The organism is Hydrogenophaga sp. UC242_53 (assembly GCF_042696965.1).
Taxonomy (GTDB): Bacteria; Pseudomonadota; Gammaproteobacteria; order Burkholderiales; family Burkholderiaceae_C; genus Hydrogenophaga.
This window is the reverse complement of the sequence record NZ_CP170552.1, coordinates 480,081-492,629: the sequence shown is the minus strand read 5'-3', so window position 1 is coordinate 492,629 and position 12,549 is coordinate 480,081. Positions and strand designations below refer to the sequence as shown.

10 protein-coding genes and 1 pseudogene are annotated in these 12,549 nt (G+C 65.8%); 6 read left to right on the top strand and 5 right to left on the bottom strand.

Annotated features, from left to right (window positions below):
• The first annotated feature begins 186 nt into the window (after window positions 1-186).
• The 6 genes and pseudogenes from lysA (at window position 187) to ACFJI0_RS02565 (ending at window position 6,394) form a co-directional block, all read left to right on the top strand.
• The gene (lysA, locus tag ACFJI0_RS02590) at window positions 187-1,476 is read left to right on the top strand and encodes a diaminopimelate decarboxylase (RefSeq protein WP_382323341.1); all 1,290 of its coding nucleotides are present in this window, start codon (window positions 187-189) and stop codon (window positions 1,474-1,476) included.
• 198 nt (window positions 1,477-1,674) lie between these two features.
• A complete protein-coding gene (locus tag ACFJI0_RS02585) occupies window positions 1,675-2,457 on the top strand; it encodes an ABC transporter ATP-binding protein (protein ID WP_382323340.1) in 783 nt (260 codons plus the stop codon).
• Entirely contained in the window at window positions 2,457-3,167 is a 711-nt protein-coding gene (locus ACFJI0_RS02580; RefSeq protein WP_382323339.1) for an ABC transporter ATP-binding protein, read from the top strand. Before ACFJI0_RS02585 ends, ACFJI0_RS02580 begins: the two co-directional genes overlap by 1 nt.
• 65 nt (window positions 3,168-3,232) lie before the next feature.
• A pseudogene (locus ACFJI0_RS02575) lies at window positions 3,233-4,428 on the top strand (ABC transporter substrate-binding protein).
• 87 nt (window positions 4,429-4,515) lie between these two features.
• Window positions 4,516-5,394, top strand: coding sequence for a branched-chain amino acid ABC transporter permease (locus ACFJI0_RS02570; RefSeq protein ID WP_291113842.1), 879 nt, complete (start codon window positions 4,516-4,518; stop codon window positions 5,392-5,394).
• Between the two features lie 10 nt (window positions 5,395-5,404).
• Window positions 5,405-6,394 (top strand): branched-chain amino acid ABC transporter permease, encoded by a 990-nt coding sequence (locus ACFJI0_RS02565; protein ID WP_382323338.1) that lies wholly within the window; start codon window positions 5,405-5,407, stop codon window positions 6,392-6,394.
• Window positions 6,395-6,400: 6 nt separating this feature from the next.
• Here ACFJI0_RS02565 and ACFJI0_RS02560 read toward each other — a convergent pair whose 3' ends face one another.
• From ACFJI0_RS02560 to ACFJI0_RS02540, 5 genes are all read right to left on the bottom strand, one after another.
• Window positions 6,401-7,027 carry a sulfite oxidase heme-binding subunit YedZ gene (locus ACFJI0_RS02560; RefSeq protein WP_382323337.1) on the bottom strand — a complete coding sequence of 209 codons (627 nt, stop codon included), beginning with the start codon at window positions 7,025-7,027 and terminating at the stop codon, window positions 6,401-6,403.
• Between the two features lie 5 nt (window positions 7,028-7,032).
• Window positions 7,033-8,034 carry a protein-methionine-sulfoxide reductase catalytic subunit MsrP gene (gene msrP, locus ACFJI0_RS02555; protein ID WP_382161480.1) on the bottom strand — a complete coding sequence of 334 codons (1,002 nt, stop codon included), beginning with the start codon at window positions 8,032-8,034 and terminating at the stop codon, window positions 7,033-7,035.
• Between the two features lie 129 nt (window positions 8,035-8,163).
• The gene (ccsB, locus tag ACFJI0_RS02550; RefSeq protein ID WP_382323336.1) at window positions 8,164-9,531 is read right to left on the bottom strand and encodes a c-type cytochrome biogenesis protein CcsB; all 1,368 of its coding nucleotides are present in this window, start codon (window positions 9,529-9,531) and stop codon (window positions 8,164-8,166) included.
• On the bottom strand, window positions 9,528-11,684 hold the full coding sequence (locus ACFJI0_RS02545) for a cytochrome c biogenesis protein ResB (RefSeq protein WP_382323335.1): 2,157 nt from the start codon (window positions 11,682-11,684) through the stop codon (window positions 9,528-9,530). The genes ccsB and ACFJI0_RS02545 overlap by 4 nt, the downstream gene beginning before the upstream one ends.
• Before the next feature lie 188 nt (window positions 11,685-11,872).
• Window positions 11,873-12,487, bottom strand: coding sequence for a c-type cytochrome (locus ACFJI0_RS02540; RefSeq protein ID WP_382161488.1), 615 nt, complete (start codon window positions 12,485-12,487; stop codon window positions 11,873-11,875).
• Window positions 12,488-12,549: the final 62 nt, after the last annotated feature.

The window sequence follows — 12,549 nt, the reverse complement described above, 5'->3', positions numbered from 1 at the left end:
GGCATCGCCATCGCCGTGAGCGCCTTGGTGCTCGCGGCGTGTGGCGAAAGGGCCCCCTGTACCTGCCCGATCCCAACGCGCCCGCGCCCAAGAAGTCATCAGCCCCCGCTCCAACGGCTCCTGCCGAGACGCCCACCACCCCAGCGCAGCGTTGATCCGCCGCCCTCTTCGCTTCGCACCGCTCGCATGACCACACTCGCCGGCCTGCCCGCCACCCCGTTGCCGCCCTTCGTCACCTACCAGGACCAGCAACTCATGGTCGAGGGCGTGTCTCTGGCCGCGCTGGCTCGCGAGCATGGCACGCCGCTGTTCGTGTACAGCCGCGCCGCCATGCTGCAAGCGCTGGCCGCGTACCAGCGTGGTCTGGCCGGGCGTCGGCACCTGATCTGCTACGCCATGAAAGCCAATTCATCGCTGGCGATCCTGCAGACCCTGGTGGCCGCGGGCTGCGGGCTGGACATCGTCTCGGGCGGCGAGCTTGAACGCGCCCTGGCGGTGGGCGTCGATCCGGCCAAGGTCATCTTTTCCGGTGTGGGCAAGACGCGCGCCGAGATGCGCCAGGCGCTCTCCGTGGGCATCGGTTGTTTCAACGTGGAAAGCCGCGCCGAGCTCGACGTGCTCGATGAGGTGGCCCGGGGCATGGGCCTGCGCGCACCGGTGAGCATCCGTGTCAATCCCAACGTGGACGCACAGACTCACCCTTACATTTCCACCGGCCTCAAGGGCAACAAGTTCGGCATCGCGCACGAGGACGTGTTGTCGACCTACCAGCACGCCGCCGCGTGCGTTGGCCTGCGCGTGGTCGGCATCGACTGCCACATTGGCTCCCAGATCACGCAGACCGGCCCCTACCTCGACGCCATGGACCGCGTGCTCGACCTCGTGGAACAGATCGAAACGGCCGGCGTGCCGATCGAACACATCGACTTCGGCGGTGGCCTGGGCATCGACTACCAGGGTGACAACCCACCGGAAGCCGATGTGCTCTGGCGCGCCCTGCTGCAACGCCTGGACGCGCGGGGTTTCGGCGACCGCCAGATCTGCATCGAGCCCGGCCGCTCGCTGGTGGGCAATGCCGGCGTGTGCCTCACCGAGGTGCTGTACCTCAAGCCCGGCGAGCAGAAGAACTTCCTGATCGTGGACGCGGCCATGAACGATCTGCCGCGACCGGCGATGTACCAGGCGTTTCACCGCATCGTGCCGGTCGCACCGCGCGCCTCAGAAGACACACCGACCTGGGACGTGGTGGGCCCTGTGTGCGAGAGCGGCGACTGGATCGGCCGCGACCGCGCGCTCGCGGTGCAGGCGGGTGACTTGCTGGCCGTGCTGTCGGCGGGCGCGTACTGCATGAGCATCGCCAGCAACTACAACACGCGGGGCCGCGCGGCGGAAGTGCTGGTGGATGGTGCACACGCGCACCTGATCCGCGCGCGCGAATCCCTGGCCGACCAGACACGGCTCGAGCGCCTGCTCTGACCTCTCGCGCCGTCTCGAGCGCGACACCCTTGCATGAATGCACGCGGCGCCAAGCCGCGTGCCCGCTCATGGTGCAGCGGGCCGCCATACTCCCCTCGGTGTTTGCACCTATAGGCCGTGCAGATCGAGTCCTCCAGAATCCGTCGACATTGTGCACAGCAACATGGCCCGACGGCCTTCTGGAAGCGCCCCCATCCCATGCACGACAAGACCAGCGACACCATTCTGGAAACTCGCCAGCTCACCAAGTCCTTCAAGGGTTTCACCGCGGTCAACGACGTCAATCTGCGCGTCCAGCGCGGGGCGATTCATGCATTGATCGGACCCAATGGCGCCGGCAAAACCACGTGCTTCAACCTGCTGACCAAGTTCCTGGAGCCAACGCAAGGCCAGATCCTGTTCAACGGCCAGGACATCACGCGTGAGCAACCGGCGCAGATCGCGCGCCGCGGCATCATCCGTTCCTTCCAGATCTCAGCGGTGTTTCCTCACCTGAGCGTGCTCGAGAACGTGCGCGTCGGCCTGCAGCGCCAGCTGGGCACGGCCTATCATTTCTGGAAGAGCGAACGTTCTCTCAACCAGCTCAACGAACGGGCCCACCAGTTGCTGACCGAAGTCGGCCTGCAGGACTTCGCGCGCGAGACCACGGTCAACCTGCCCTACGGCCGCAAACGCGCGCTCGAGATCGCCACCACCCTGGCCATGGAGCCCGAGCTGATGCTGCTGGACGAACCCACCCAGGGCATGGGTCACGAAGACGTGGACCGCGTGACCCAGCTCATCAAGAAGGTGGCGACCGGCCGCACCATCCTGATGGTGGAGCACAACATGGGCGTGGTCTCGAACATCGCCGACACGATCACGGTGTTGCAACGCGGGGCCGTGCTGGCCGAGGGCTCGTACGCCCAGGTCTCTGGCAATCCCGCCGTGATGGAGGCCTACATGGGCACCACCGACGGCCAGCTCCAGGGAGCGCACTGATGACCGCACCGGCGCTCGAGATCAAGAACCTGCAGGCCTGGTACGGCGAATCGCATGTGCTGCATGGGGTGGACATGGTCGTGCAACCGGGCGAGGTCGTCACCCTGCTCGGGCGCAACGGCGCGGGGCGCACCTCCACGCTGCGCGCCATCCTGGGCCTGACCGGCTCGCGCAAGGGCTCCATCCAGAGCAACGGGCAGGAGCTCATCCACCTGCCCACCCACCGCATCGCACGCCACGGCATCGGTTACTGCCCCGAGGAACGCGGCATCTTCGCCAGCCTCTCGTGCGAGGAAAACCTCCTGCTGCCCCCCACGCTCAAGGGCTCGGGCAAGGGCATGTCGGTGGACGACATCTACGAGATGTTTCCCAACCTGGCCGAGCGCCGCCACAGCCAGGGCACGCGCCTGTCCGGCGGAGAGCAGCAGATGCTGGCCGTGGCCCGCATCCTGCGCACCGGCGCCCACCTGCTGTTGCTCGACGAGATCTCCGAAGGCCTCGCTCCCGTGATCGTGCAAGCCCTGGCCCGCATGATCAAGATGCTCAAGAGCAAGGGCTACACCGTGGTCATGGTGGAGCAGAACTTCCGCTTCGCCGCCCCGCTGGCCGACCGCTTCTACGTGATGGAGCACGGCCGCATGGTCGAGCACTTCAGCGCCTCCCAGCTGACCGAAAAGATGCCCGTTCTTCACGAGCTGCTGGGCGTCTGAGCGCCCTCACCCCGTTCACCGATCACCGCTTCCCCCCAACCGCCACCTCAACGGAGACTGACAGCATGAAACACACCGTCAAACTGCTCACCCTGGCACTGGGTGCCGCGGGGGCTGTTCACCGCCGCCCACGCACAGGACAAAGTGCGCATCGGCTTCACCACCGACATGTCGAGCCTGTACTCCGACGTGGACGGCAAGAACGGCGCCATGGCGATCCAGATCGCCATCGACGACTTCGGTGGCAAGGTGCTGGGCAAGCCCATCGAGCTGCTGAGCGCCGATCACCAGAACAAGGCCGACATCGCGGCCTCCAAGGCCCGCGAATGGATCGACACTCAGGGCCTGGACGTCATGATCGGCGGCACCAACTCCGGCACCGCCCTGGCGCACGGCCAAGGTGGCCGAAGAGAAGAAGAAGCTGTACATCGTCAACGGCGCGGGCTCGTCCGCGCTCACCAACGACGCCTGCTCTCCCTACACCGTGCACTACGCCTACGACACCGTGGCCCTGGCCAAGGGCACCGGCAGTGCGATCGTCAAGCAGGGCGGCAAGGACTGGTTCTTCCTGACGGCCGACTACGCCTTCGGCCACGCGCTGGAAACCGACACCGGCAACGTCGTGAAGGCGGCCGGCGGTGCCGTGAAGGGTGCGGTGCGCGCGCCGCTCAACACCTCGGACTTCTCCTCCTTCCTGCTGCAGGCCCAGAGCTCGGGCGCCAAGATCCTCGGCCTGGCCAACGCGGGCGGCGACACCATCGCCTCGATCAAGGCCGCGAGCGAATTCGGCATCACCAAGACAATGAAGCTGGCGGGCCTGCTGATGTTCATCACCGACGTGCACAGCCTGGGCCTGAAAGACACGCAGGGCATGTACCTGACCGACAGCTGGTACTGGGACAAGGACGATGCGAGCCGTGCGTTCGCCAAGAAGTTCTTCGACAAGGCCAAGCGCATGCCGACCAGCATCCAGGCCGCCAACTACTCGGCCACCACCACCTACCTGAAAGCGGTGACAGCAGCCAAGACCACCGACAGCGACAAGGTGATGGAACAGCTCAAGAAGATGCCGATCAACGACTTCTTCGGCAAGGGCAACATCCGCCCCGATGGCCGCTACGTGCACGACATGTACCTGCTGGAGGTGAAGAAGCCCGCCGAGTCCACCAAGCCGTGGGACTACATGAAGGTGGCCGCCACGCTGCCGGGCGATTCGGTCTTCACGACCAAGGCCGACTCCAAGTGCAAGCTCTGGAAGTGATCTGAGCGGGACACCCGCGGGCCGCGGCCCGCGGGTGTCCCTGTCCACACGGCCTGACCTCACCCACCCCCAACCCACGCCCTGCCGATGGACTTCTTCGGAATACCCTTGTCCGCCCTGCTGGGCCAGTTGTTGCTGGGCCTGGTCAACGGCTCGTTCTACGCCATCCTGAGCCTGGGGCTGGCGGTCATCTTCGGCCTGCTCAACGTCATCAACTTCGCGCACGGCGCGCTGTTCATGCTGGGCGCGGTGCTGACCTGGATGGGCATGAACTACCTAGAGCTGAACTTCTGGGTGATGATCGTGCTCGCCCCGCTGGCCGTGGGCGTGGTGGGCATCGTCATCGAACGGCTTTTCCTGCGCTGGATCTACCGCCTGGACCACCTCTACGGCCTGCTGCTCACGCTGGGCCTCACGCTGATGCTGGAAGGCGTGCTTCGCTCGGCCTACGGGGTCTCGGGCCTGCCTTACAGCGCCCCCATCTCGGGCGCCACCAACCTGGGCTTCATGGTGATGCCGAACTACCGCGGCTTCGTGGTGCTGGCCTCGCTCGTGGTGTGTTTCGCCACCTGGTACGTGATCGAAAAGACCAAGCTCGGCGCCTACCTGCGCGCGGGCACCGAGAACCCCCGGCTGGTGGAAGCCTTCGGCATCAACGTGCCGCTGATGGTCACGCTGACCTACGGCTTTGGCGTGGCGCTGGCGGGCCTGGCCGGCGTGCTGGCCGCGCCCATCATGCAGGTGTCCCCGCTCATGGGGCAGAACCTCATCATCATCGTCTTTGCCGTGGTGGTGATCGGAGGCATGGGCTCCATTCTCGGCACCATCCTCACCGGCCTGGGCCTGGGCGTCATCGAAGGACTGACCAAGGTCTTCTATCCCGAGGCCTCGTCCACCGTGGTCTTCGTCATCATGGCCATCGTGCTGCTGATCCGGCCGGCCGGCCTGTTCGGCAAGGAAAAGTGAAGCCAGCCGCATGAACACGACTTCCAAGAACATCCTCTACGGCTTGCTGCTGCTGGTGCTGCTGGCCGTTCCCTTCATCGGCATCTACCCGGTGCTGGTGATGAAGCTGCTGTGCTTCGCGCTCTATGCCTCGGCCTTCAACCTGCTGCTGGGCTACACCGGCCTGCTCTCGTTCGGCCACGCGGCCTTTCTGGGCGGCTCGGCCTATGTCACCGGCCACGCGCTGAAGGTCTGGGGCGTGCCGCCCGAGCTGGGTCTGGTGATCGGCACCCTGGCGGGCGCGGTGCTGGGCTGGCTGGTGGGGTCGCTCGCGATCCGCCGCCAGGGCATCTACTTCACCATGATCACCCTGGCGCTGGCGCAGATGCTGTTCTTCTTCTGCCTGCAGATGCCCTTCACGGGGGGCGAGGATGGTCTGCAAGGTGTGCCGCGCGGCCGGCTGCTGGGCTTCATCGAGCTCGGCAACGACATGACCATGTACTACTTCACCTTGCTGATCACGGTGGCGGCGTTCCTGCTCATCATGCGCATCGTGCACTCCCCTTTCGGCCAGATCCTCAAGGCGATCAAGGAAAACGAGCCGCGCGCCATCTCGCTGGGCTACGACACGCAGCGTTTCAAGCTGCTGGTGTTCGTGTTGTCGGCCGCGTTGTCCGGCCTGGCAGGTTCGCTCAAGACCCTGGCCATGGGCTTTGCCACACTCACCGATGTGCACTGGACCATGTCCGGCTCGGTGGTGCTGATGACGCTGGTGGGGGGCCTGGGCACCCTGTCCGGTCCGCTGGTGGGTGCCGCGGTGGTGATCGCGTTGGAAAACAAGCTCGGCGAGATCGGCCATTTCCTGGCGGGCGTGACCGGCATCGACTGGTTCAATGGCCTGGGCGAGTCGGTGACGATGGTGATCGGCTTCATCTTCGTGGTGTGCGTGCTGGCCTTCCGCCGCGGCATCATGGGCGAGGCCATCGCGCTGGTGGAGCGCTGGCGCGGCAAGCAGGCCTGAACAGGCTCAGCTTTTGAGCCGGCGCCACAGGCGCCAGGCCAGCAGGCTGCCCAGGATCGCGGCGTACACGGCCACCTCCGCAAAGTCGTTCTTGCCGGCGCGCATCCAGAAAAAATGCAGCACCGCCAGGCCCGCGATCACATACACCGCGCGGTGCAGCAGTTGCCAGCGCCGCGCCCCCAGCGTGCGGATGGCGCGGTTGAACGAAGTGGCCGCCAGCGGCAGCAGCAACAGCCAGGAGAGGAAGCCCACCAGGATGAACGGGCGCTTGGCGACGTCGGCCGCGATGCCCACCACATCAAATTCCATGTCGAACCAGGCATAGGCCAGCAGGTGCATGCAGGCGTAGAAGAAAACGAACAGCCCCACCATGCGCCGCAGGCGCAGCAACGCGGGCCAGCCCAGGCTCACGCGCAGGGGCGTGATCGCCAGCACCAGCACCAGGAAACGCAGGGTCCAATCGCCCAGCGAGCGGATCAGGGCCTCGGCCGGGTTGGCCCCCAGCCGATCGGCAAAGGCCGCGAACACCAGCCAGACAAAGGGCAAGCTGGCCAGCACGAACGCCACCGGCTTGGCAGCGCCGTGGCTGAGCACGCGGTTGACCGGCCCTCCGGCAGGCGGGCGGCGCTGCATGCCGATCAATACAGCTTGCGAAGATCCATGCCGGCGTAGAGCTGGCCGACCTGGGGCGCGTAACCGTTGAACATCTGCGTCTGGCGGCGCTTGGCAAACAGGCCACCTCCCTCGCCGATGCGGCGCTCCGTGGCCTGGCTCCAGCGCGGGTGCGAGACCTCGGGGTTGACGTTCGAGTAGAAGCCGTACTCCTGCGGCGCGGCCACGTTCCACGCCGTGCGCGGTTCCTTGTCGGTGAAACGGATCTTCACCAGCGACTTCCCGCTCTTGAAGCCGTACTTCCAGGGCACCACCAGGCGCAGCGGCGCACCGTTCTGGTTGGGCAGCACCTCGCCGTACATGCCGAAGGCCAGCAGCGTCAGCGGGTGCATGGCCTCGTCCAGCCGCAGGCCCTCCACATAAGGCCAGCCCAGCACGTTGGAGCGCAGGCCGGGCATCTGTTTGGGGTCGGCCAACGTCACGAATTCGACGTACTTGGCGCTGCCCTGAGGCTGCACCTGCTTGATGAGTTCGCTCAGCGAGTAGCCCACCCAGGGAATGACCATGGACCAGCCCTCGACGCAGCGCAGCCGGTAGATGCGCTCCTCCATCGGGCTGAGCTTGAGCAGGGCGTCCAGGTCGAAGGTGCCGGGCTTGTTCACCAGACCTTCAACGGCCACCGTCCAGGGCCGGGGCTTGAGGGTCTTGGCCTGGGCCACGGGGTCGGACTTGTCGGTGCCGAACTCGTAGAAGTTGTTGTAGGAGCTGACGTCGTCGTAGGAGGTGAGTGCCTCCATCGTCATCGCACCGTCCACGGCGGAGCGCTTGCCGGGCAAGGCAGCGAGCTTGCCGGGTTTGGGCGTGACCGAAGCGGCCTGAGCCCAAGCATCGCGCGCAGCCCAGGAAGCCATGCCGCCCATCGCCGCCGCGGTCAGCAGCCATTGGCGCCGGTTCTGGTAGGCCGCCGGCGGCGTGATCTCGCTGGAGAGGGGGTGCTCGAAGCCATTGTCGCGCGTGCGAATGAGCATGGGACCATCCTTGCTGAAGACACCCGACGGCGGAAGATGCCGCGTCGCGGGTTCGTCGATCTTAGGACCGAACCGGTTCTCACAAAGTTCCGGCGCCGCCGCGCGCACCGGAACCAGGCCCAACCCGCGTCAGAGTTCGCCGTAGCTGTGCAGGCCGGAGAGGAACATGTTCACGCCGATGAAGGCGAAGGTCGTGATCGCCAGGCCCACCAGCGCCCACCAGGCCGAGACCGTGCCACGCAGGCCCTTGATGAGCCGCATGTGCAGCCAGGCGGCGTAGTTCAACCAGACGATCAGCGCCCAGGTTTCCTTCGGGTCCCAGCTCCAGTAGCCACCCCAGGCCTCGGCCGCCCACAGGGCGCCCAGCACGGTGGCGATGGTGAAGAACGCAAAGCCCACCGCGATGGCCTTGTACATCACGTCGTCGAGCACCTCGAAGCTGGGCAGGCGCTCGGCAATGCGGCGGCGGCCAAACAGGATGGTGCCCACGATCAGCGCCGAAACGCCGAAGTACACGAACCAGTAGCTGCTGCCGTTTTCCGCCGCCGACTGGCGGAACACGATGGGCTCGAAACACAGCACCACGCCCAGCAGCCACAGCGGCGCGAGCTTGTACCAGCGGCTTTCGGTGGCGCTCTGCTTGATCAGGTAGGCAAAGGCCAGCATCGCGGCAATGGCGAAGGTGCCGTAGCCGATGAAGTTGGCCGGCACATGCAGCTTCATCCACCAGCTCTTGAGGGCGGGCACCAGTGGCTGGATGGCATGCGCCTCGCGCACCAGGGTGTACCAGAGCAGGAAGCCCACCGCGGCGCTGACCACCAGCATCGCGAATGCGCCCATGCGACGCGTCTTGTACTGGTCTTCGTAATAAAGATAGAAAGCCGTCGTCATCCAGCAGAACAGCACGAACACTTCGTACAGGTTGCTCACCGGGATGTGCCCGATGTCGGGGCCGATCTGATGGCTCTCGTACCAGCGCACCATGGTGCCGATCAGGGCCAGCGTCACCGCCACCCAGGCCATGCGCGAACCCAGCAGTTCAAAGGTGTCGCCCGCGCGCTTGAACATGCCGACCCAGTAGAACGCGGTGCTCATGAAGAACAGCACGCTCATCCACAGGATGGCGGATTGGCTGGAGATGAAGTACTTCAGCAGGAAGACCTGGTCGGCCCGCGCGAGGTCGGCCGTGCCGGCGGGCGTCTGGTACAGCCAGATCGCGAGCAGCGCCGTGGCCGCCACCACGACGGTGAGCGCGCGCAGCGGGCGCCAGAACCAGCCCAGCCAGATCATGCAAGGCACGGTGCCCACGAGGATGGCCTTCTCGTAGCCGTCCATGGCCGCGTTGTAGCGTGTGAAGGCCCAGGCAGCCCCCGCGATCACGAACACGGCGAACAGCCAGTCCCAGACATTGCGGCGCGCGAAGTAACCGGGCTCCAGGCCCTGCCCGTGGTGACCCTTCTTCAGTTCGATGGTCTGCGTGGCGGCGACGGTATTCATGGATGCACCTTCAACAATTGGGTCTTCAACAGCTCGAATTCACGGTCGGCGTCCATCGTCTTGCGGTTCGACGACAGCGCCATGCGGGCCTGCGAGGATTGCTCACCCGAGGGCGAGAGCCAGACCCAGAGGCGGCGCTCGCGGACGTAGAGCATGGCAAAAACGCCCAGAATGAGCAACAGGCAGCCCAGGTAGACGATGTTCTGGCCCGGTGCGCGCGCGACCTGGAACACGCTGGCCTGCACGTGCGTGAAGTCCTTGAGCTGGAAGGTCATGGGCGCGGGGTAGAAGAAGGTGTCGCTCAGGCTGATCACCGACTGCGACATGAACTGCTGCGTGGCCTCGCTGCGCTCCAGCGGCGGCAGGCCGGCGCGCTCGCGGCTGATCTGCATCAGCTCGAACAGCGTGCCGTTGAGGATGCGCACCAGCACATCGCTCGCTCGCTCGCGTTCGGCGGCCGGCACGTTGTTTTCAAGGAAGGCCGAGACGGCCTGCAGGCCTCCGCGAATGGGCTTGTCGGTGGTGCCGTTCGCCACCACCGGTTGCACGCCGGGCGCGTTCACCGACTCGGCGCCGGCAAACAGGCCCAGGGCGCGCGTGGCCGAGGCGGCCAAGGCTTCGGCCAGCTCGGGGCGGCCGTCTTCCACCGCCGAGGCCGCGTAACGGCGCACCGCCAGATCGCGCAACTGCGGGTCGCCCAAGGCGGCGCGCAGGCGCACGAAACCGTCGAGGCCATCCTTGTCGTCCACGGGAATGCGCAGGTAGCGGAACGGTTCGGCCGGCGTCTCGCGCAGGCCCAGCAGGTACACACGCGCGCCGTCGATCTCCACCGGCAGCATGTAGTTGTGGTACTCCACCGCCTGACCCGCCGCATCGCGCAGCTTGTAAGACACGCTCGGCCCCACGTTGCGCAGCGTCTTCTCGGTCGCGGTCTTGTGGCCCGAGCCCAGGCGGCTCTCGATCGAGCCCCGCAGATCCACCTTGCGCACATCGACGCCGTCGGCGGCGTTGCTGGTGGCGAAGTTCTCCACGTTGATCACGCGCAGGCCGGTGTACTCCAGCGTGAGCTTGTCGTCGCCATTGCTCAGCGCGGTCGAGCTACCGATGGTGCCCTCGATCTCGAAGGGCCGCGTGGGCCCGTTCAGCGGCACAGCCTGCAGCTTCACACGCGAACCGCCGTCATCGAAGCTGGACTGGTAGATGTTGATGCCGCGGTGGCTGGCGGGGTGGTTCACCTCCACCCGCGCTTCCTTGCTCTCACCGGTCTCGTTGTCGTGGATCACGATCTCGCTGGCGAACAGCTTGGGCATGCCGGTGTCGTAGTACTCGACGATGAACTTCTTGAGTTCGACCGAGAACGGCAGATCCTGCAGCAGCACACCCTGGGGCTGCGCGAGAATGGCCGTGCCCGCCGTCGTGCCCTCGGTCACCAGCAGGTTGCCGCGGAAGGTGGGGTTGCCTGCCAAGAGCCGGTGCTGAGCCGGCACATCGGCGATCAAGCCGCCACCCATGAAGGGCGTCTTGCCGTTGAACCAGGTCTGCGCGCGCACCATCAGATCGCCATCGAGCAGACCGCCGATGCACACCAGCACGATGGCGCTGTGCGCGGCGAGGTAGCCAATCTTGTTGGCCGCGCCAGCCTTGGCCGCCACCATCCAGCCGGTGCCTGCCGCGGTGGTGCGCGACTGCAGCTTGACCTTCCAGCCCGAGCCCAGCAAGGCCTGGCCGATGCGGTTCGCCGCGGCTTCGGGCGTCTCGCCCAGCTCACCCTCGGCACGGTGCGGAAAAGCCTTCAGACTTTGCTCTCGGATGTTTTCCTTGTAGGCCTTGAGGTCGGCAAAGATCTTGGGCGTGTTGCGGGCGATGCACAGGCTGGTGCTGACGACCAGGAACGCCAGGATCAACAGGAACCACCACGCGCTGTAGACCGAGTACAGGTTCGCGCTGGCAAACACGTCGGCCCAGAAAGGCCCGAACTGGTTGACGTAGTTGATGAAGGGTTCGTGCTGTTTGACCACCGTGCCGATCACCGACGCGATGCAGATCACGGTGAGCAGCGAAATGGCAAACCGCATCGACGACAGCAACTCCACCAGCTCGCTGACAATGCGCGAGCCGGTGCGGATGTGCAGGCCTTGGGTGGAGACGGTCATGGAGGAATGGGGGCAGAACGGTGCAGCAAAAAAGGGCGGCCCCGGAAGTCCCGGAACGCGCCCTGATGTGATGTGTTTTTTGGCTGGCGGTTCAACGCCCGGCGGGGTTTATGGCATTGTGCCGGCAAATATTATTGTTGGCTTATATCCCGGCCAGGCACGAGGGGCTTGCGCCCCTCGAAAGTCGATCAGCGCAGGCCGGCGATGTAGTCCGACACCGCCTGGATTTCGCGGTCGTTCATCTTGGCGGCCACACCGGCCATCTGCGCGTTGTTCTTGCGGGTGCCGTCGCGGAAGTGCTTGAGCTGCGTGGCGGTGTACTCCGCCTGCTGGCCCGACAGGCGCGGGTACTGCGCGGGAATGCCGGCGCCATTGGGGCTGTGGCAGCCGGCGCAGGCGGCGATCTGGCGGTCGGCGATGCCGCCGCGGTAGATGCGTTCACCCAGACGCACCAGATCCTTGTCGGTGGCGGCGCCGCCCTTGGCCTTCTGATCGGCCAGCCAGTAGGCGATGTTGCGCATGTCGGCGTCGGACAGGGCCGAAGCGAAGCCCTTCATGATGGCGTTGTCGCGCTTGCCCGATTTGTATTCCTGCAACTGCTTGACGAGGTACTCGGGGTGCTGTTGCGCCAGCTTCGGGTTGGCCGGCGTGGTCGAGTTGCCGTCCGCCGCGTGGCAGGCCACGCAGACCTGACCGTACATGGCGCTGCCCTTGGCCAGATCGGGCTTGGCCGATTGCGCCTGGGCGCTGAACGACAGGGCTGCGGCAGCAGCGGCGCAAAGGAAGGAAACAGGCAATTTCATGACGGGGCGGGCGTCGGTTGCGACGGGTTCGGTTTGTGGGAATTCTCGGTTTGTCTGGACAA

Coding starts and splice junctions, on each gene's coding strand:
- ACFJI0_RS02570 (WP_291113842.1), top strand. CDS start 4,516: ATGGACTTCTTCGGAATACCCTTGTCCGCCCTGCTGGGCCAGTTGTTG.
- ACFJI0_RS02560 (WP_382323337.1), bottom strand. CDS start 7,027: ATGCAGCGCCGCCCGCCTGCCGGAGGGCCGGTCAACCGCGTGCTCAGC.
- lysA (WP_382323341.1), top strand. CDS start 187: ATGACCACACTCGCCGGCCTGCCCGCCACCCCGTTGCCGCCCTTCGTC.
- ccsB (WP_382323336.1), bottom strand. CDS start 9,531: ATGAATACCGTCGCCGCCACGCAGACCATCGAACTGAAGAAGGGTCAC.
- msrP (WP_382161480.1), bottom strand. CDS start 8,034: ATGCTCATTCGCACGCGCGACAATGGCTTCGAGCACCCCCTCTCCAGC.
- ACFJI0_RS02585 (WP_382323340.1), top strand. CDS start 1,675: ATGCACGACAAGACCAGCGACACCATTCTGGAAACTCGCCAGCTCACC.
- ACFJI0_RS02540 (WP_382161488.1), bottom strand. CDS start 12,487: ATGAAATTGCCTGTTTCCTTCCTTTGCGCCGCTGCTGCCGCAGCCCTG.
- ACFJI0_RS02580 (WP_382323339.1), top strand. CDS start 2,457: ATGACCGCACCGGCGCTCGAGATCAAGAACCTGCAGGCCTGGTACGGC.
- ACFJI0_RS02565 (WP_382323338.1), top strand. CDS start 5,405: ATGAACACGACTTCCAAGAACATCCTCTACGGCTTGCTGCTGCTGGTG.
- ACFJI0_RS02545 (WP_382323335.1), bottom strand. CDS start 11,684: ATGACCGTCTCCACCCAAGGCCTGCACATCCGCACCGGCTCGCGCATT.